General features: G+C 38.3%; 20 protein-coding genes. 12 read left to right on the forward strand and 8 right to left on the reverse strand.

The genetic code is table 11. The features are described 5' to 3' along the window. The first annotated feature begins 7 nt into the window (after positions 1–7). The 4 genes from ugpA to ugpQ are packed head-to-tail and all read left to right on the forward strand — an operon-like array spanning position 8 to position 3,545. Complete coding sequence (gene ugpA, locus M1F05_RS06660) at positions 8–895, forward strand: sn-glycerol-3-phosphate ABC transporter permease UgpA (protein WP_206086687.1); 888 nt, start codon at positions 8–10, stop codon at positions 893–895. Further along, complete coding sequence (gene ugpE / locus M1F05_RS06665) at positions 892–1,737, forward strand: sn-glycerol-3-phosphate ABC transporter permease UgpE (RefSeq protein WP_206086688.1); 846 nt, start codon at positions 892–894, stop codon at positions 1,735–1,737. Before ugpA ends, ugpE begins: the two co-directional genes overlap by 4 nt. A 3-nt stretch (positions 1,738–1,740) precedes the next feature. Then, positions 1,741–2,811 carry a sn-glycerol-3-phosphate import ATP-binding protein UgpC gene (locus M1F05_RS06670; RefSeq protein WP_206086689.1) on the forward strand — a complete coding sequence of 357 codons (1,071 nt, stop codon included), beginning with the start codon at positions 1,741–1,743 and terminating at the stop codon, positions 2,809–2,811. Further along, positions 2,808–3,545, forward strand: coding sequence for a glycerophosphodiester phosphodiesterase (ugpQ, locus tag M1F05_RS06675; protein ID WP_206086690.1), 738 nt, complete (start codon positions 2,808–2,810; stop codon positions 3,543–3,545). Before M1F05_RS06670 ends, ugpQ begins: the two co-directional genes overlap by 4 nt. Positions 3,546–3,585: 40 nt before the next feature. Here the strand turns inward: ugpQ and M1F05_RS06680 are convergent, their stop codons facing one another. After that, positions 3,586–4,305, reverse strand: coding sequence for a GNAT family N-acetyltransferase (locus tag M1F05_RS06680; protein ID WP_206086691.1), 720 nt, complete (start codon positions 4,303–4,305; stop codon positions 3,586–3,588). Positions 4,306–4,561: 256 nt separating this feature from the next. Here M1F05_RS06680 and M1F05_RS06685 point away from each other — a divergent pair, with 256 nt between their 5' ends. Further along, the gene (locus M1F05_RS06685) at positions 4,562–5,074 is read left to right on the forward strand and encodes a hypothetical protein (protein ID WP_206086692.1); all 513 of its coding nucleotides are present in this window, start codon (positions 4,562–4,564) and stop codon (positions 5,072–5,074) included. Positions 5,075–5,283: 209 nt separating this feature from the next. Beyond that, a complete protein-coding gene (locus M1F05_RS06690) occupies positions 5,284–5,712 on the forward strand; it encodes a TOBE domain-containing protein (RefSeq protein WP_206086693.1) in 429 nt (142 codons plus the stop codon). A gap of 41 nt (positions 5,713–5,753) precedes the next feature. Here the strand turns inward: M1F05_RS06690 and M1F05_RS06695 are convergent, their stop codons facing one another. Together M1F05_RS06695 and M1F05_RS06700 are read right to left on the reverse strand one after the other, a co-directional pair. Then, positions 5,754–6,434 carry a Crp/Fnr family transcriptional regulator gene (locus tag M1F05_RS06695; RefSeq protein WP_206086694.1) on the reverse strand — a complete coding sequence of 227 codons (681 nt, stop codon included), beginning with the start codon at positions 6,432–6,434 and terminating at the stop codon, positions 5,754–5,756. Positions 6,435–6,642: 208 nt separating this feature from the next. Next, a complete protein-coding gene (locus tag M1F05_RS06700) occupies positions 6,643–7,086 on the reverse strand; it encodes a hypothetical protein (protein WP_206086695.1) in 444 nt (147 codons plus the stop codon). A 181-nt stretch (positions 7,087–7,267) separates the two neighbouring features. Here M1F05_RS06700 and M1F05_RS06705 point away from each other — a divergent pair, with 181 nt between their 5' ends. Beyond that, complete coding sequence (locus M1F05_RS06705; RefSeq protein ID WP_206086696.1) at positions 7,268–7,834, forward strand: NAD(P)H-dependent oxidoreductase; 567 nt, start codon at positions 7,268–7,270, stop codon at positions 7,832–7,834. Between the two features lie 215 nt (positions 7,835–8,049). Beyond that, positions 8,050–8,340 carry a putative quinol monooxygenase gene (locus M1F05_RS06710; protein WP_206086697.1) on the forward strand — a complete coding sequence of 97 codons (291 nt, stop codon included), beginning with the start codon at positions 8,050–8,052 and terminating at the stop codon, positions 8,338–8,340. A 187-nt stretch (positions 8,341–8,527) separates the two neighbouring features. On the opposite strand, the gene M1F05_RS06715 is transcribed toward M1F05_RS06710, so the two are convergent. Further along, entirely contained in the window at positions 8,528–9,106 is a 579-nt protein-coding gene (locus M1F05_RS06715; protein WP_206086698.1) for an NAD(P)H-dependent oxidoreductase, read from the reverse strand. A 375-nt stretch (positions 9,107–9,481) separates the two neighbouring features. Here M1F05_RS06715 and dkgB point away from each other — a divergent pair, with 375 nt between their 5' ends. Further along, positions 9,482–10,285 carry a 2,5-didehydrogluconate reductase DkgB gene (gene dkgB, locus M1F05_RS06720; RefSeq protein ID WP_206086699.1) on the forward strand — a complete coding sequence of 268 codons (804 nt, stop codon included), beginning with the start codon at positions 9,482–9,484 and terminating at the stop codon, positions 10,283–10,285. Between the two features lie 200 nt (positions 10,286–10,485). On the opposite strand, the gene yafC is transcribed toward dkgB, so the two are convergent. The 4 genes from yafC to M1F05_RS06740 form a co-directional block, all read right to left on the reverse strand. Beyond that, positions 10,486–11,385 (reverse strand): DNA-binding transcriptional regulator YafC, encoded by a 900-nt coding sequence (gene yafC, locus M1F05_RS06725; protein ID WP_206086700.1) that lies wholly within the window; start codon positions 11,383–11,385, stop codon positions 10,486–10,488. A gap of 223 nt (positions 11,386–11,608) precedes the next feature. Beyond that, positions 11,609–12,163, reverse strand: a complete 555-nt coding sequence (locus M1F05_RS06730) for a TetR/AcrR family transcriptional regulator (protein WP_206086701.1) — start codon at positions 12,161–12,163, stop codon at positions 11,609–11,611. Beyond that, positions 12,160–12,696, reverse strand: coding sequence for a dihydrofolate reductase family protein (locus tag M1F05_RS06735; protein WP_206086702.1), 537 nt, complete (start codon positions 12,694–12,696; stop codon positions 12,160–12,162). Before M1F05_RS06735 ends, M1F05_RS06730 begins: the two co-directional genes overlap by 4 nt. 146 nt (positions 12,697–12,842) lie before the next feature. After that, entirely contained in the window at positions 12,843–13,742 is a 900-nt protein-coding gene (locus M1F05_RS06740) for a hypothetical protein (protein ID WP_206086703.1), read from the reverse strand. A 476-nt stretch (positions 13,743–14,218) separates the two neighbouring features. On the opposite strand from M1F05_RS06740, the gene fdnG reads away from it, so the two are divergent. The 3 genes from fdnG to fdnI are packed head-to-tail and all read left to right on the forward strand — an operon-like array spanning position 14,219 to position 18,813. Next, positions 14,219–17,266, forward strand: coding sequence for a formate dehydrogenase-N subunit alpha (gene fdnG / locus M1F05_RS06745; RefSeq protein ID WP_206086704.1), 3,048 nt, complete (start codon positions 14,219–14,221; stop codon positions 17,264–17,266). A gap of 10 nt (positions 17,267–17,276) precedes the next feature. Continuing rightward, a complete protein-coding gene (fdxH, locus tag M1F05_RS06750; protein ID WP_206086705.1) occupies positions 17,277–18,164 on the forward strand; it encodes a formate dehydrogenase subunit beta in 888 nt (295 codons plus the stop codon). Next, positions 18,157–18,813, forward strand: coding sequence for a formate dehydrogenase-N subunit gamma (gene fdnI, locus M1F05_RS06755; protein WP_206086706.1), 657 nt, complete (start codon positions 18,157–18,159; stop codon positions 18,811–18,813). The genes fdxH and fdnI overlap by 8 nt, the downstream gene beginning before the upstream one ends. The last annotated feature ends 71 nt before the right edge of the window (positions 18,814–18,884 follow it).

Here is an 18,884-nt window from a genome sequence, read left to right on the forward strand (position 1 = left end):
TGTTTTTATGTCTTCTTCACGACCTGTTTTTCGATCAAGTTGGCTACCCTATGCCCTTGTTCTACCTCAGTTATTGATTACCATTATTTTTTTTATTTGGCCAGCTGTTCAAGCCTTATGGTACTCATTGCAAAATATTGATCCATTTGGGTTCTCAAGTGAATTTGTTGGGTTAGATAACTTTATTCAATTATTCCAAGATAGCTATTATCTTGATTCATTTTATACCACCATGGTGTTTAGTGGATTAGTGGCAGGATGTGGGTTATTTGTCTCATTGTTTTTTGCCGCCTTGGTGGATTATGTTATTCGAGGTAGCCGTTTTTACCAAACATTGATGTTATTACCCTATGCGGTAGCTCCTGCTATTGCCGCGGTTTTATGGATGTTTTTATTCAGCCCAGGCAGAGGGTTAATTACCCATGTATTAGAATCTATAGGGTATGATTGGAACCATGCTCAGCACAGTGGGCAAGCGATGTTTTTGGTTGTTCTCGCTTCTGTTTGGAAGCAAATTAGTTATAATTTTTTGTTTTTCTTTGCCGCTTTACAATCCATTCCACGTTCTTTGATGGAAGCTGCCGCTATTGATGGCGCTGGGCCTATCCGCCGTTTTTTCCGCATTTCATTACCGTTGATTACACCAGTCAGTTTCTTCTTATTAGTCGTGAATTTGGTATATGCCTTTTTTGACACATTCCCGATTATTGATGCGGCAACAGGGGGCGGGCCAATTCAAGCAACAACAACATTGATTTATAAGATATATCGAGAGGGTTTTTCTGGGTTAGATTTATCCTCTTCCGCAGCGCAATCTGTCATTTTAATGTTATTAGTGGTGATTTTAACCATTATTCAATTCCGTTTTATTGAACGTAAGGTGCGTTATCAATGATTGAACAGCGCCGAGGATTAACGATCTTTAGCCATGTCATACTTATCTTAGGTACGATAGTTATTTTATTTCCACTCTATGTGGCTTTTGTCGCCGCAACCTTAGATAACCAAGCGGTATTTGAAACGCCGATTACGCTGATCCCTGGTAGCCATTTATGGGAAAACTTGAGCTACATTTGGAACAATGGCGTAGCAGCCAACAGTGCTCCTTTTTGGGTGATGTTAGCGAATAGTACATTGATGGCTTTGGTTATCACGATTGGGAAAATTACGGTTTCACTGTTATCTGCTTTTGCCATTGTTTGGTTTCGTTTTCCATTTCGTCACCTCTTTTTTTGGATGATTTTTATCACATTAATGCTTCCTGTTGAGGTGCGCATTTTTCCGACGATCGAAGTGATTTCTAATTTGAATATGTTTGATAGCTATTCAGGTCTAACATTGCCCCTCATGGCCTCTGCGACAGCGACTTTTTTATTTCGCCAGTTTTTTATGACGTTGCCTGATGAACTTATGGAAGCTGCTCGCATTGATGGTGCAACCCCGATGCGCTTTTTCTTCGATATTGTATTGCCACTTTCAAAAACTAATCTCGCGGCTTTATTTGTGATTACCTTTATTTATGGTTGGAATCAATATCTGTGGCCACTATTGATTATTACTGACCTAGATTTAGGGACGGCGGTTGCAGGGATAAAGGGCATGATTGCTTCAGGAGAAGGAACAACACAATGGAATCTAGTCATGGCAGCGATGCTGCTGACATTAATCCCCCCTGTAATTATTGTTTTAGTCATGCAAAGAGCATTTGTGCGTGGCTTGGTCGATAGCGAGAAATAAGCCATGGCAGAGTTAAAATTACAAGCAGTTAGTAAAAGTTGGGATGGTAAAAACCAAGTTATTAAGCCATTAACTGTTGATGTTGCGGATGGTGAGTTTATTGTGATGGTTGGTCCGTCAGGTTGTGGAAAATCAACGTTATTACGTATGGTTGCAGGCCTTGAGCGAGTGACCAGTGGTGATATTTGGATTGACCAGCAACGAGTGACAAATTTAGAACCTAAAGAGCGCGGCATTGCAATGGTTTTTCAAAATTATGCGTTATACCCACATATGAGTGTTGAAGAAAACATGGCGTGGGGGTTAAAAATCAGAGGGTTAGGTAAAGATCAAATCCGCAAAAAAGTTGAAGAAGCTGCCCGTATATTAGAGCTAGAGGGTTTGTTGCAACGCCGTCCGCGTGAATTGTCAGGAGGGCAGCGCCAGCGTGTTGCGATGGGACGGGCAATAGTACGTGATCCCGCTGTGTTTTTGTTTGATGAGCCATTGTCCAACTTAGATGCTAAATTACGCGTACAAATGCGACTGGAACTACAACATCTTCATCAAAGGCTTAAAACAACCAGTTTGTATGTGACTCATGACCAAGTAGAGGCAATGACATTGGCTCAGCGAGTGATGGTGATGAATAGAGGGATTGTAGAGCAGATAGGTACCCCTGTTGAGGTCTATGAGAAACCTGCGAGTCGTTTTGTTGCCAGTTTTATTGGTTCACCAGCGATGAACTTATTTGAGGGTAAAATTAGCGAGGATGGTACATTTTTTATATTTAGTTCAGGGCATTTGATACCGCTGAATCGCCAATATTTACAGTGGGCAGGGAGTGCGATAACGTTAGGGATACGACCTGAGCATATAGAATGGGTTTCGAAAACAGCTGAAGGAATACCGCTGGTGGTCGAAAATCTTGAAATACTCGGCGCAGATAATTTAGTGCATGGGCGTATAGCCTCACAAAAAGTGGTTGTACGCCTTAGTCATGAATTTCGTCCACAGGTAGGGACGGCTCTGTATCTTCATTTTCCAGATACGCACCTACATTTTTTCGATAGCCAACAGGGATACCGTTTATGAGTAATTGGCCTTACCCGCATGTTGTTGCACACCGAGGTGGCGGTAAACTTGCACCTGAAAATACGTTAGCCGCAATTGATGTTGGTGCGAGCTTTGGGCATACAATGATTGAGTTTGATGCAAAACTCTCCATTGACGGGCAAATTTTTCTGTTGCACGACGATACGCTAGAAAGAACGAGCGATGGTGCTGGTGTTGCTGGGTTACTGAGTTGGGAAGAATTGCTCACTATTGATGCAGGAAGTTGGTATAGTTCAGAGTTTGCAGGTGAGCACTTACCTTCCCTTGAACAAGTTGCAGATCGTTGCCAGAAATACGGCATGATGGCGAATATCGAAATTAAGCCAACAACAGGTCTAGAAATTGAGACAGGCACTTTGGTTTCATTGGCAGCCCGAGAACTCTGGGTTGGGCAAACGGCACCGTTATTATCGTCCTTTTCTGTTGAGGCTTTAGAGGCTGCCCAAAAAACGGTTCCTGAACTACCAAGGGGGCTGTTACTCGATCAGTGGCGTGATGATTGGCAACAATTAACAACACAATTGGCATGTATTTCTATTCATTTAAACCATAAACTCTTAGATGAAGCACGCGTCAAAATGCTTAAACAAGCAGGGTTACGCATATTAGCTTACACTGTGAATGACCCAGCTCGAGCCTCTCAGCTTTTACAGTGGGGGGTTGATGCAATTTGTACAGATCGTATTGATGTGATTGGGCCTGATTTTTCTTAATTTCCATTATTTTGATGGCCCCAATTTGGGGCTATCAACGTTAATCTTCGACTAACAAGAAACTTTTTCGAATAGTTGAAAGGGATTTTATTTGCTTACCATTGCGATGGTTAGAATCAGCTAACCAAGCTTGTAGTGCTTCATTTACCTGTGGCCATTCACTGTCAATAATCGAAAACCAATCGGTATCTCGATTTCGGCCTTTGGTCACTAGTGCATTACGAAATCGTCCCTCATATTGAAAACCTAAACGTAATGCAGCTTGATGGGAAGGGTTATTCAAGCTATTGCATTTCCATTCGTAACGTCTGTAACCTAGTGTATTAAATACATATTGCATCAATAGCCAGTGTGCTTCGGTTGACATGATTGTCCCACTGAGTAAGGTGGAAAAGTGAACATGACCGACTTCAACAACCCCATTATTTGCATCTATTCTCATTAATGAAAATACACCAATTGCTGCATCATTGCGCTTATTAAAAATAGTAAAAAATAAGGGATCACTTTTTTGTGAAGCGTGATGAACCCAATCTTTATATTGCTCAAAATTTTGAGGCGCTTCATCAGATAACCAAGTCCAACTAAGCTTATCTGGTGATTGGGAAAATGACTGATATAAGCTTTCAGCGTGTGAAGTATTGAGGGGAGCAATCCGGCAGTGTCTGCCTTGTAGTTGAATTCGCTGAGGTAATTGGCGCGCAGACCAATTTGGAATTAGCCGACCAATAGGTTGGCCAAATTCATTTTCTATGTGCATAAATAGAGTACCTTATAAAAAATAATAGCATTAATATAAGTAAATTGTGGTTTGATAAAAGCTCCACTTTTTACAAATATTAAGGTGCCAATTGGGGGGCGGAGAATATCATTCTTAGAGGGGGGCTAATAAAGCTGATAATAAGGAATAGAGCTAATCAAATATAAACATTTTCTTACGCTTAAAATTTCAGCTTTAACTTAACGTTGCTTATACTAAGCTAAGTTTTGTGCACTTTATTAATTCAAGGAATGCAATGAAAAAAATAGGATTTTTATTTACTGCGATTATGGCTTTAGCTGGATGTCAAGCGCCTAATTCAACGTTGGTTTATACCTGTGATATTGACCAATCGATCAACCAGATATCACACGATAGGAATGGTAGCTTTACATTCCCAACCGCTGCACCCATCGCCAAAGTATTTTTCTTTAATGATGTGATTAACATCCGTGATTTTGTCATCGGTGAATATGCAGGCTTTCCTTTAAATAAAAGTAAAGAGCATCGCAGAGTCGAGAGTATCAAAGATTTTAATGTGACGATTAATAAAGGTGATTATTATCATGATGATGGGCGTATTATTGAAATAGTTTCTCCGAAAAATAATACGATTAGCCTTTTTTTAATTGATAGCCAAACGGGCAAGACAAATTCCTTGCAGTTTTTAACGGACTGTAAAAAAGAATATGTTGTGTTGAAGTCCCGAGGCCATAATCATGAACATGATTACAAAAAAGAACATCCACTGTTAAAAAGAAGTGATTAAGCGCGAATACAAGAACTACTTTAATATGGATAACGCAAATTCGGAGTAATTGCTCAGTTGATTTTTATAATTATGTATTAATATCATAGAAATGTTGTCATGATTTACGATATTTTAGTTATGGGCTTTGGTTACCACAGTTGGGAAAATTTAGTGTTAAAGCCTTACTATTCAAATAATGAGTCATTAATAATCAAGAAGGGCGTAATATGACTATTTCTGCAAGAAATCAACTTATCGGTGTTGTTGAGTCTGTTGTTGTTGGGGCAATAAATGATGAAGTTATTTTAGATTTGGGCAACGGAGAAAGTATTGCCGCAATCATCACTAAAAACAGTACTAAACAGTTAGGGTTAGAAAAAGGTAAACAAGCCGTTGCTGTCATTAAAGCACCGTGGGTTGTCCTTGTTTCCGATGCACAAGAGTACCAGTTTTCAGCACGTAACCAATTTTGTGGAAAAGTAGAATCTATTGAAAAGGGTAGTGTAAACTCTGTCGTTAACTTAAAAACGGAGGCGGGAACATTATTGTCAGCTGTGGTAACGAATAATAGCACCGTTGAAATGGCGCTAGCAGTCGGCAGTAAAGTTACGGCAATTATTAAAGCTTCAGCGGTTATTTTAGCCACTAAAAAGTAATGGTTACCGTATTAGACTAAGGCTGCCTCTGGTGGCCTTTTTTACTTTTGATACGAACTTAAGAGTAGCTCAGTATTTAAAATTTTTATTTGCTTGCCTTTTAGTTCAATTAACTTGTCTGTGATTAATTTAGAGAGTGTTCGATTTAATTGCCTTACCGATACCCCTAGCATAGCAGCTAAAGATTCTCTGTTTTCTAATTTAAAATTAACACCATATTGTTTTTCTACAAAAGATAGGTAGCGCCTTAATTTGTACTCTACTGAATAGGACGCACTTGAATGTAATTGTGATGCGTTATATAGCTTTTTACTGAGGTGCTGGCAGATAAACTGCAAAAATAATGGTGAATTAATTTCCTTTTTTCGAATTATAGATAAAGGAATTGCGAGTAAATCTGCATCTGTAACAGCTTGAATTGTGTTGTAGATCCTATCATGTTCATCGTCATCTTGGAAAAGTTCTAAATCACCAAGAATAGAAAATGCATTTTCAAATGAAAAAACAACCTTATTTCCATTAGTTTCATAGCGTTCTACTTGTAATTTGCCTTTAACAAGAAAATACAGGTGACTAATTTTGCTATCTTGAAAGATTAAGTACTCTTTAGCCTTTATGTGGATAAGTTTTGCTTTTTCGAGAGTTTCTTCAGAAATAATTTCATTAAGATTATGATAGGTAATAAAATCTTCACACTTTGCTGTAGAGTTTACTCTTTTCATTTTAATAGCCACTTATACTTAAAATTATAGGTGAATCATACTCAATTTTTCTTCTTTAAAAAAGGATATGTGTCCTTTTTTAAAGGGCAATAGCCCAGCTAGTTTGTTTGAAAATAACGTGTAGAGTATTAATATTAAAGATTTTTTTAGAATCTTTAAGTATATTTAAGTTAGAGATATAGGGCTTTGTCCTCTTTCTCTACTGTGATTAATTATATGTTATACCATTCAAACCCCAATGATGGGTAATTTCCCTTATAATTAATAAAAAAGCACTGAACTCACTATTCGTTGGTAATTGTGTTGAATGAATAGGGCTACCGTTAATTACATTGACCAATTCATTAAAAGCATCTTCGATTTGTGGTGTCGTTATAAATTCACCATTAACATGCCTATTTTCTATCAGTAAACCTAGCATTTTATTATTGCTAGAGAGTAATATTTCCCCATCAGGAAGCTGTCTTTTTACTGGAATAATGGCATTTTCAATATGTTCAATTGCTATCTCTGCGTCATAAGCTGTAATAGGCGTGTGTTGTATGCTAAAACCATTAAAGTTTTTAGTGCCAATCGGTAAACTTATTTCAGTTGATAAGTAAGATAATAGGGTTTCACTGTCTTTAATATCCAATTGAATATGATTTTCCATTGCGACCTCACTTTTATATGTTCATTTAATCATGCTATTTGGGTTAGTATTATCTGTACAGTATTTCAACAGTTTTTGCGTTTTATCATAATTACTAATCTATAATAAGTTACAATAAAAAGGTCGAAAAAAGAGAGTTCTATTTTGTATTATTCGGACTTTATTATAAGGATGGAATTTTATGGTAACAATTATTTATGCGCACCCATGGGACGGCAGCTTCTGTCATTTTTTACTCGAAACAATAGAAAAAGAGTTAATGGCCAAAAATAAAAAGTTTCAGATTATTGATTTACATACAGATAACTTTAATCCTGTTTTAACAGAGGCTGAACTTGCATTATATGCAAAAGGGAACTTTATTGATCCTTTAGTGGGAAAATATCAAAGGATACTGAAAGCCAGTTGTGAGGTGATTGTTATTTTCCCTGTTTGGTGGATGGGAATGCCTGCTATTTTAAAAGGTTTCTTTGATAAAGTGATGTTAAATGGTTTTGCTTGGTACTATAACGAACAACAACAAAAGCTTTTACCACTGTTAGATATCAACAAAACGACCATTGTGACGACATCTGAAGAGCCTACTGACTTTATAGTCAAAGAAGGTGATCCTGTTCATGATGCTATTTTCCACTGTATGACAGCGGTAGGGCTTAAAAATGGAAAGTGGATGAACTGTGATCGCGTAACTCAAGGAGGTGATGAGCATCGCTTAGCCTTTATTGCATCACTGTTGGATGAAATTTAGCTTATGGCTATCAATATGAAATAAACAAAATATAATGCAATTATAAAATTAATTGTATTATATTTTAAAATTACGCTGTTTTTGCAATATAACAATATTATTAAAATTAGAAATGTATTTTCTGAATTATAGAATAATAAAGCCTGAATTCTAATTTTGAGTTATGTTATAAATAGAGGGGTTGAAATTCTCTACTTTTATAACAGGATGAGTTTATGTCGGAAATAAGAATTGTTGCAACGATAATTGCAAAAGATAATGAAGTTGAGTTTGTAAAACTAGCAACTAAATCGCTTGTTGAGCCAAGCAATAGAGATGAAGGTTGCCTTCAGTATGAATTACATCAAGATAATGCTAATCCCAATACATTTATTTTCTTTGAGATATGGAAGGATCAACAATCACTAGATAAACATAATGCTACGCAACACTTGCAAGATATTATTAAGAGAATAGAAGATAAAATTGATCTGCTAGATGTGAAATTAATAAGTAAAATTGCATAAAATATAATTTATATTATTCCAAATAATAAAAAAGGAATACGTTGTATACGCTAAATCATTCGAGTTGCATGTAGGTGACAAGTGAAGATAGACCAATGAGCATACACAAGTATGTGATTCGGCTATCTGAATGCAGTCAACACCCATGCAGCTTGAAGGATGACGCATATATTCCTTTTTAAATTAACTATTTAAAAATCGCAGTGAGATGCGTTTTGTAATCATTGATATATTTTTCAATATTGGGTTCTTTGATCACGTCGTTAACCATAAAGGTTGGGAATTTTTTCAATCCAAGGAATTGTTGTGATTTATGAAATGCAAAATAAACACCATCCACACCACGACCATCAAAAAAGTTATCAAATTCATCAAATGCATCGACGGGAGCATTCCAAGTCACTGAAAGCATATATTTTCTACCATGAAGCAGGCCACCAGTGCCGTATTGCTTATTTGGATCTTGGCGAGTTCGTCCATCGTTTGCATATAAGTGACCGTGGCCGAGGGTATAAACGTCATCCATATATTTTTTTACCATCCACGGCATCATCATCCACCAGCCAGGCATTTGGTAAATGATTGTATCTGCCCAAAGAAATTTTTTAACTTCGTTTTCGATATCGTAGCCTGATTCAATATGTGTTTCTTGGATAGTATGCCCTAACTCACTTAAACAGGTTTTAGCGACATCATGTAAAGTACGATTAAGTTGTCCTGCGGAGTGAGCGAATGTTTGTCCACCATTGAGAAGAAGAATTTTCATTTGTCTTGCCTTGTTTGCTAATTACTAAGTTGTATTTAGGCTAACAAACTAAAATAAAGATGAAAAGCAGGCCAATTAAACAGATTTTTATTTTTTTTAGTTTTATTGTCTGATTTAATGATGGGGTTAAATGAATTTAAGTAAAAGATTTTAATGAAGGCCTCTTTTATAGTTAAAGCTATTATCTGCAGGAATTATTGATTTTTTAGCAAAAGTCTATTGAAATTATGGCTATTTCCGTCAGTGTTATTACAGCGTATTCTCTGTGGTATTCAATTGTCGCCACAACTATTGACTAGTTTGCAGTTAATAAATATGGCGAAAAAATAATTATCAGTAAAGTTTAACGTGAACGAATTTAAGAGAGATAACATAATGGCTATTCCTGTGATCGGCGTTGGTACATTCCGTTTAAAAGATGATGTGGTAATTGCTTCAGTTAAAAATGCATTAGATGTCGGTTATCGAGCCATCGATACTGCGCAAATTTATGAAAATGAAGAAGCGGTTGGGCAAGCTATAGCCGAAAGTGGCATTTCACGTGATGAACTTTATATTACGACAAAAATTTGGATTGAGAATCTAAGCAAAGATAAGCTCATTCCAAGTTTGAAAAAAAGTTTAAGTGATTTACAAACAGATTATGTAGATTTAACACTGGTGCATTGGCCATCTCCAAATGATGCTGTTTCTGTTGAAGAGTTCATGCAAGCTTTATTGGAAGCAAAAAAACAAGGGTTAACACGTGAAATCGGTATTTCTAATTTTACCATTCCGTTAATGGAAAAAGCGATTGCGGCGGTCGGTGTAGAAAATATTGCGACAAATCAAATCGAGCTATCACCTTATCTGCAAAACAAAAAAGTCGTCGAGTGGGCAAAACAGCACAATATCCATATTACCTCTTATATGACATTAGCCTATGGTAAAGCATTAAACGATGAGACTATTGCGCAAATTGCACAGAAACACAGTGCAACGCCAGCTCAAGTTATTTTAGCGTGGGCGATTGGGGAAGGATACTCAGTTATTCCATCATCAACAAAGCGTGAGAATTTATTAAGCAATTTACAAGCAACCCAATTACAGTTAGATAGTGACGATAAAGCCGCTATTGCAAAATTAGATTGTCATGATCGTTTAGTTAGCCCTGAAGGTTTAGCTCCAAACTGGGACTAATTAATTATTTATATGCACAGAAGCCATAATTTTTTATGGCTTCTGAGGTTGTTGACAAAGCAGGATAAAAGCGTGGTTTTTCCTACTTTGTGTTATCAGTCGAAAATCAATAAATTGATTTTCCTAATTTATTTTCAAAACCTATCCAACCTGCAGTCAAACCTAATCGGTTTGCCAGCAGTCTGAGAAGCCATAATTTTTTATGGCTTCTGAATTTCTGCAAGATATTGAGTTAAGCTGTCAATAAAAACGCGGATACGCTGGCTGACAACGCGGTCACTGTAATAAACGGCATGGAATGGCAAAGGAACAGGCTGTAAGTCTTCTTTTAATATTTCGACAAACTGGCCATTTTGAATATCTTTATTCACCATAAAGTCAGACAAACATGCAATTCCATTTCCCGTTAAGCAAAGCTGCCTTAGCGTTTCTCCACTATTTGATGATATCCCTTCCGTGACTTCCATTAATTGCCCATCAACACTTTTAACTGGCCACATATTTAATGATGCGGGTTCAGTAAAGGTTAAACATGTATGGTTCAAAAGCGCTTGAGGGTATTTGGGTTCACCATGTTGTTCAAGGTAATTTGGAGATGCGATTATCTTGCGGTAACTATTAAATAATGGGCGGGCGCGTAAGCTGGAGTCGGTGAGTTGCCCTGCACGTATTGCAACATCGACTTTCCGTTCGATTAAATTAACAAAGGTTTCTGATGACACTAACGACAAATGAATGTCGGGATATTGTTGACGAAAAACAGAAACAAAGGGGATTAATATATGCAATACAATCGGTGTTGCAGCATCAATTCGTAATAGGCCTTTTGGGGAAGCTTGCGTTTCGTGTAATTCATTCTCTGCTGCTTGCATTTCTTGCAAGATAACTTTCATACGCTGAAAATAAAGTTCGCCCTCGGCGGTTAGGTCAATTTGCCTTGTGGTGCGGTTAAGCAAGTTGACGCCCAATTTTTCTTCCAGTTTTTTGACGATTCGACTTACTGCTGAATTTGCTAAATTCAGTTTATCAGCTGCTTTACTAAAACTTTTTTGTTCTACCACTTCAATAAATACTCGGGCTTCTTCAGATGTTGCTCTCATAATGATTTTATTAGCCAATAAGATGATAGAAAAGATGGCAGTTATAGTAGCAGAAATAAAAAGTAGTAGGGAGTAAAAGGGTTACAGTAGTAAAGCGTTATTTATTTGACTATTTTCGACATAATAATTAGTCCTTTATGCTCAGTAAAATCATTCCGTTTATAAAATTTTTCTGCGGGGAAACCTCGTTCAGTATTTAGAATAATGGCATTAAAATTACGTTTTATATATTATTTAAGAGCATTTTTAATGTATCAGTATAATTTTCTTTTGCTTTGCCATAAATAAGCTGATCATTGGTTGCTGTTGCTAAAGCTTCGCCGTGAGTATAGTCGATTAAAATGTGCCCCCATTGGGTTGCTTGTTGTGTTGATAATCCTAACTCCGTTAATAACTGGATTAGCTCCTTGGTTATGCGAGAGGCTTGCTCGGGAAATAACTTAGGTGTGCTAAATATTGCTAACGTAATTTGCGGGTATTGAATGATTTTTTCGCGATATCTAAGTAAAAGGTTTTCTATTTTGGGATAAATGCCTTTTATATCTGCAATATTAACATCATGATAAAGCGTGTTACCAATAGCTTTAATTAATGCATTTTTATCAGAAAAATAGTGGTAAATAGCCATTGGTGTGATGGCCATCTCCTTGGCGATTAACCGCATAGATAATTGCTCAATCCCTTTTTCATCTAATATCACTATTGCTTTCGCAATAATATTTTCAGGTGAGATATTGAGTTGCTGTGATCTCGGGCGTCCAGGTTTACGTTCTGTCATTTGACTATCTCATAATGAGATTGAATAAACCCTGAAGGGAAGCTTTGAGTATTTAAATGTTTTAGGTAAATATCATGGGATAGAGGGCCAAATAAAGAACGTCCTTCACCTAATAAAATAGGAATTTTAGTGATAATAAGGTCGTGAATTAGCTCTTGTTTTAAAAAGGATTGAACAACTTGCCCACCATCGATATAAACACGCTTATAGCCTTCAGCCTCTAACATTAGCATGACTTGCTCTGGAGTCTGGTTTGAAAACCGTACCTTACCGATTAAATGCTCAGGTACGGATTGTGCTGAGTGCTTGGATGAAAGCACCACAATGGGTTTTTCATAAGGCCAAGGTGTGAAGTCACAAATTGTTTCGAATGTTCCTCGACCCATGATGATAGCGTCGATGTTGTTGATAAAGCTTTCGTAGCCATGATTTTCATCAGGCAGATCCTGTTGTAAAAGCCACTCAATATCACCATTTTTACGTGTAATATAGCCATCTAAACTGGTTGCTATGAAGACATGCCCAGTAATCATTATGATACCTCCAGAATTAATTATACGGTGTATAATAATGTAAAAATATAGGAATGCTAGTTTTAATAATGCGGCTATATATGTTTTGTTTAGTTATTGACAACATGCAGCCTGAGTACTAACTTTTCTCGTTCTTTTCTTTTAGATTACTGCTCAATCATTTCGCTGTCTTTGTATTCAAACCACTTATCATCAAAACCCTTCGATATCATAGCGCTATCACTATGTAATAGTATTCTAATGATGTTATTTGAAAACTGGCTTTTATTTCGTTCAAGATGCCTGATCTCTGAAAAAGTGATGGGTTCTATGCACTCTTTATTATTATATAGCCGTCTAAAACCATGTTTGAAATTTTTTTGATTGATGTCACTGAGTAAAAAATCTTTTTCATCATTTTGGTTCCAAGTGAGAATGATTGAGTAGTGGTGTTGAAGAAAGAAATTCAATCCGATTTTACTTGTATTTCTAAAAAAATGGTTTTCAATTAAATTAAATAAGCCAGATGAATTCCAATCTATATCCTTCTTGTTAGTTTGATATAGACCTTGTAACTTCGCTCGAAATTCTGATAGGGATTGACACGGTAATATCTTATTTTTAATAAAATTGTACAGTTTGTTGCTATCAGTTTCTGGTGATGTATTTTTTATGATAAGTTTTTTTAATTCTTTGAGTTGTTCCTGTGTATTACTCTTTTTAGTTAAATATTGAAATATATCAATTTTATGCTTGTTATTCGCTAGCGTAACTTGCCATTGCTTAACGAAAGGAGGATATAATTTTAGGGCCCAATCAGCGTCCACCGTTGAGCGGTTTTCTAGCGCGTTAACAAAAGCATTTAACTGTTCGTCCAGCTCGCCATATACACTACATAATGGGTAAACATTCATTTTATTTAGGACAATACTTTGATTTAAACTGCCTATCATGATGGTTTGTACTTCTTTATTAACAGCTCTCATGTAGTCAGCACATTCTAATTGATGTTTACTAATACCGTAAATAGCCGCTTTTTTTATGTCATGCTGAATCTTATTTTTCAATTCATCACGTTCCTGATTAATTGCTATTTTTTGTTGACTAGTACTTAATAAATCGAAGGGTTTTTGGCTGATCTCCACATTATGGAGATGACTGATGAAACTCGAAGCATTATTTTGTAGTGGATTTATGTTTTTTATTTTACTATTTGATAGTATTGAAATTTAATTATTTACGTTAAGTGGCATAATTTACCTTAAAACTGATTGTTTTTGTAAATTATAATTATTATGTTGAAATGTAGATTTCAAAAAACGCCAAATAAAATTTATTTAACTTAAAGGTTTTCGATTGTAACAATTGATCCAAATCAATTTAACAATAAATACCCTATTGGTGGTAATTTTAATTGTTGTTTAACTACTCAGTTAATATTAATTAAACTTTTATTTTCACTTTAATTGATTTTAGGCAATATCTAATCATATTAGGCTGCTATTCTCTCACCGATTTATACAAAAAATATAAAGAGGTAGCAATGAACGTTAGTCGCAGAAAGTTTTTTAAAATCTGTGCTGGCGGGATGGCAGGTACAACTGTAGCTGCGTTAGGTTTTATGCCTGGAATGGCAATAGCTAATGTACGTGAATATAAATTACTACGTTCTAAAGAGACGCGTAATACTTGTACTTACTGTTCTGTCGGTTGTGGATTATTAATGTATAGCATGGGCGATGGTGCCATGAATGCTAAATCCGCGATCTTCCACGTCGAAGGAGACTCCGACCACCCTGTAAACCGTGGTGCTTTATGTCCTAAAGGGGCTGGCCTGCTGGATTACATTCACAGTGAAAATCGTTTACGTTACCCAGAATATAGAGCGCCAGGCTCTGATAAATGGGAACGTATTAGCTGGGATGATGCTTTCACGCGTATTGCGCGATTAATGAAAGATGACCGCGACGCAAACTTCATTGAAAAAAATGAACAAGGAACAACAGTAAACCGTTGGTTATCCACAGGGATGTTATGTGCATCTGCTGCAAGTAACGAAACGGGAATGTTGACCCAAAAATTCGCACGATCGCTAGGTATGCTGGCGGTTGATAACCAAGCGCGTGTCTGACACGGACCAACGGTAGCAAGTCTTGCTCCAACATTTGGTCGCGGTGCGATGACCAACCATTGGGTTGATATTAAAAATGCGGATGTTGTCGTCGTAATGGGCGGTAACGCTGCGGAAGCTCACCCTGTTGGGTTCCGCTGGGCAATTGAAGCAAAAAATAATAATGATGCAACACTGATTGTTATCGATCCGCGTTTTACGCGTACCGCATCAGTCGCAGACCATTATGTGCCAATTCGTTCAGGCACCGATATTACTTTCTTATCGGGCGTTTTACTGTATCTAATTGAAAATAATAAAATCAATGCTGAATACGTTCAGAACTACACCAATGCGGCGTTAATTGTCAGAGATGATTTTGACTTTGAAGATGGTCTATTTAGTGGCTATAACGCTGACAAACGCAGTTATGACAAAACCAGCTGGAACTACAAATTTGATGAAAATGGTCACGCACTGCGCGATGACACATTACAAGACCCACGTTGTGTTTGGAATTTACTTCGCAAGCACGTCTCACGCTATACGCCTGAGATGGTTGAAAAAATTTGTGGTACTTCACAAGCCGATTTCTTAAAAGTTTGCGAAATTCTCGCGACGACCAGCGCTTCAGATAAAGCCGGTACGTTCCTGTATGCCTTAGGTTGGACACAACATACCGTAGGCGCGCAAAACATCCGTACCATGGCAATGATCCAATTACTGCTTGGTAATATGGGGGTTGCTGGTGGTGGTGTGAACGCATTGCGTGGTCACTCAAATATTCAAGGTTTGACAGACTTAGGCCTGTTATCTACCAGTTTGCCAGGTTACCTGACATTACCTTCAGAAAAACATCTTACTGTCGATAATTACCTGACGGCGAACACGCCAAAAGCGACATTACCGAATCAGGTGAACTACTGGAGTAATTACCCTAAATTCTTCGTCAGTTTGATGAAATCGTTCTACGGTGATTCTGCACAAGCAGATAACCAGTGGGGCTTCGATTGGTTACCTAAATGGGACCAAGCTTATGATGTGATGAAGTATTTTGACATGATGAGCCGTAACGAAGTGACGGGTTACATCTGCCAAGGTTTTAACCCAGTTGCGTCTTTCCCAGACAAAAATAAAGTGGTTAGTTGCCTGAGCAAGCTGAAATATTTAGTGGTTGTTGATCCTCTGGTCACAGAAACAGCAAATTTCTGGCAAAACCACGGTGAGATGAATGACGTCGATACCGCTTCAATTCAAACTGAAGTGTTCCGTTTACCATCAACCTGTTTTGCGGAAGAAGATGGTTCAATCGCTAACTCAGGCCGTTGGTTACAATGGCACTGGCAGGCTGCGGATGGCCCAGGTGAAGCGCGTAATGATGGCCAAATCTTAACGGGTATTTTGTATAAAATCCGTGAAATGTATGAAAAAGAGGGCGGCCAAGGCCAAGAACCTCTGATGCAGATGAAATGGAATTACAAACAGCAATTCCACCCTGAATCAGAAGAAGTGGCGAAAGAGAACAACGGTATTGCACTGGCTGACCTCTATGATGCGGATGGCAATCTTCAGGCGAAAAAAGGCGAGTTACTCAGTTCTTTTGCATTGCTGCGTGATGACGGTACAACCGCTTCGTCTTGTTGGATTTACACTGGTTGCTGGACAGAAAAGGGCAACCAAATGGCGAACCGTGATAACAGCGACCCATCAGGTATCGGTAATACACTAGGTTGGGCATGGGCATGGCCTCTGAACCGCCGTGTGATTTATAACCGAGCATCTTGTGATACCAAAGGTAAACCATGGAATAAAGACCGTGTGCTTATCGAATGGAACGGTAAAAAATGGGTAGGTAACGATATTCCTGACTTTAACGCTTCTGCGCCAGAAGTAGGAACAGGTCCATTTATCATGCAACCTGAAGGGTTAGGGCGTTTATTTGCTATCGATAAGATGGCTGAAGGGCCATTCCCTGAGCACTATGAGCCGTTTGAAACGCCATTAGGTACAAACCCATTGCATCCAAATGTGGTGTCTAACCCTGCTGCGCGAATTTTTGATGAAGACAAGAAGCGTCTTGGTGATCACAAAGATTTCCCTTATGTAGGAACCACATATCGTTTGACTGAGCACTTTCATACGTGGACAAAACACGCTCGCTTAAACGCGATTGCTCAACCAGAGCAATTTGTGGAAATCAGTGAAACCTTAGCGAAAGCGAAGGGAATTGCATTGGGTGATAAAGTCAAAGTCAGCAGTAAACGCGGCTTTATCAAAGCGGTCGCTGTGGTGACACCACGATTGCAAACCCTGATGGTTGATGGCAAACCGATTGAAACGGTTGGTCTGCCAATTCACTGGGGCTTTGAAGGCGCAACACAAAAAGGTTTCATTACCAATACGTTAACGCCATCTGTGGGCGATGCTAACTCTCAGACTCCTGAGTATAAGGCATTCTTAGTTAACATTGAGAAGGCGTAAGGGAGGGAACATGTCCATGCAATCTCAAGACATTATTAAACGTTCCGCGACCAATAGCATTACGCCTCCGCCGCAGGCGCGTGATGATAAGCTGGAAGTGTGTAAGCTTATTGATGTGTCATCCTGTATTGGCTGTAAAGCTTGTCAGGTGGCATGTTCTGAGTGGAATGATATTCGTGACGAAGTGGGCCACTGCGTAGGGGTTTACGATAACCCTACGGATTTAAGTGCCAAATCGTGGACGGTGATGCGTTTTAGCGAAACCACGGAAATGGGCAAGTTAGAGTGGCTGATCCGTAAAGATGGCTGTATGCACTGTACCGACCCAGGCTGTTTGAAATCGTGCCCATCTGCAGGTGCAATCATTCAGTACGCTAATGGTATTGTGGATTTCCAATCAGAGCACTGTATTGGTTGTGGCTACTGTATCGCGGGTTGTCCATTCAACATTCCACGATTGAATCCGAAAGATAATCGTGTGTACAAATGTACTTTGTGCGTTGATAGAGTCAGTGTTGGTCAAGAACCTGCTTGTGTGAAAACGTGTCCGACAGGGGCTATTCGTTTTGGTACAAAAGCCGAAATGCTGGAATACGGCGCAGAGCGCGTCACGAAACTGAAAAATCGTGGTTACGCCCAAGCGGGTATTTATGACCCTGAAGGCGTCGGTGGAACACACGTTGTTTATGTGTTGCATCATGCGGATAAACCCCAGCTTTATCACGGACTGCCTGAAGATCCACAAATTGATACCCCAATTAATCTGTGGAAAGGCGTTCTGAAACCACTTTCTGCAATTGGCTTTATTGCAACCTTTGCGGGATTAATCTTCCACTATGTGGGAATTGGCCCGAACAAAGAAGTGAGTGATGAAGAGGAGGACGATAACCATGAGTAAAAAAAGCAAAATGATTGTACGGACAAAATTTATTGACCGTGCTTGCCACTGGACAGTGGTCATCAGCTTCTTCTTGGTTGCGTTGTCAGGTATTGCACTGTTTTTCCCAACACTGAAATGGCTGACGGAAACTTTCGGTACACCACAAATGGGGCGTATTCTTCACCCATTCTTTGGTGTGTTGATTTTTGTCGTACTGATGTTTATGTTTGTGCGCTTTGTGAAACACAATATTCCAGATAAAAAGGACTTACCTTGGATCAAGAATATTGTAGAAGTCCTCAAAGGTAACGAGCACGAAGTTGCGGATGTTGGCAAATATAACGCAGGCCAAAAAATGATGTTCTGGAGTATTATGAGTATGATTTTCGTACTCTTAGTGACTGGGATTATCATTTGGCGTCCTTACTTTGCGGATATGTTCCCGATGTGGATGATCCGTTGGAGCCTGCTTATTCATGCAGCAGCCGCGATTATTTTAATCCACGCAATCTTAATCCATATGTATATGGCATTCTGGGTTAAAGGCTCGATTAAAGGCATGATCGAAGGCAAAGTGAGCCGTCGTTGGGCGAAGAAACACCACCCACGCTGGTATCGTGATGTTGAAGCGAAAGAAGCTAAAGCAGAAGCGGAAAGTAAAAAGTAATTTACGTATAAGCTAAGCAACCTGAAGCCATCACAGTGTGATGGCTTTTTTGTGGGGATTGTTTTGGTGGC

This window comes from Providencia sp. PROV252, from assembly GCF_033676005.1.
In the GTDB taxonomy this organism is placed as follows: Bacteria; Pseudomonadota; Gammaproteobacteria; order Enterobacterales; family Enterobacteriaceae; genus Providencia; species Providencia vermicola.

Coding starts and splice junctions, on each gene's coding strand:
- M1F05_RS06685 (WP_206086692.1), top strand. CDS start 4,562: ATGAAAAAAATAGGATTTTTATTTACTGCGATTATGGCTTTAGCTGGA.
- M1F05_RS06670 (WP_206086689.1), top strand. CDS start 1,741: ATGGCAGAGTTAAAATTACAAGCAGTTAGTAAAAGTTGGGATGGTAAA.
- M1F05_RS06730 (WP_206086701.1), bottom strand. CDS start 12,163: ATGACAGAACGTAAACCTGGACGCCCGAGATCACAGCAACTCAATATC.
- fdxH (WP_206086705.1), top strand. CDS start 17,277: ATGTCCATGCAATCTCAAGACATTATTAAACGTTCCGCGACCAATAGC.
- M1F05_RS06695 (WP_206086694.1), bottom strand. CDS start 6,434: ATGAAAAGAGTAAACTCTACAGCAAAGTGTGAAGATTTTATTACCTAT.
- fdnI (WP_206086706.1), top strand. CDS start 18,157: ATGAGTAAAAAAAGCAAAATGATTGTACGGACAAAATTTATTGACCGT.
- M1F05_RS06715 (WP_206086698.1), bottom strand. CDS start 9,106: ATGAAAATTCTTCTTCTCAATGGTGGACAAACATTCGCTCACTCCGCA.
- M1F05_RS06705 (WP_206086696.1), top strand. CDS start 7,268: ATGGTAACAATTATTTATGCGCACCCATGGGACGGCAGCTTCTGTCAT.
- M1F05_RS06735 (WP_206086702.1), bottom strand. CDS start 12,696: ATGATTACTGGGCATGTCTTCATAGCAACCAGTTTAGATGGCTATATT.
- M1F05_RS06680 (WP_206086691.1), bottom strand. CDS start 4,305: ATGCACATAGAAAATGAATTTGGCCAACCTATTGGTCGGCTAATTCCA.
- ugpA (WP_206086687.1), top strand. CDS start 8: ATGTCTTCTTCACGACCTGTTTTTCGATCAAGTTGGCTACCCTATGCC.
- yafC (WP_206086700.1), bottom strand. CDS start 11,385: ATGAGAGCAACATCTGAAGAAGCCCGAGTATTTATTGAAGTGGTAGAA.
- ugpE (WP_206086688.1), top strand. CDS start 892: ATGATTGAACAGCGCCGAGGATTAACGATCTTTAGCCATGTCATACTT.
- M1F05_RS06710 (WP_206086697.1), top strand. CDS start 8,050: ATGTCGGAAATAAGAATTGTTGCAACGATAATTGCAAAAGATAATGAA.
- M1F05_RS06700 (WP_206086695.1), bottom strand. CDS start 7,086: ATGGAAAATCATATTCAATTGGATATTAAAGACAGTGAAACCCTATTA.
- M1F05_RS06690 (WP_206086693.1), top strand. CDS start 5,284: ATGACTATTTCTGCAAGAAATCAACTTATCGGTGTTGTTGAGTCTGTT.
- ugpQ (WP_206086690.1), top strand. CDS start 2,808: ATGAGTAATTGGCCTTACCCGCATGTTGTTGCACACCGAGGTGGCGGT.
- dkgB (WP_206086699.1), top strand. CDS start 9,482: ATGGCTATTCCTGTGATCGGCGTTGGTACATTCCGTTTAAAAGATGAT.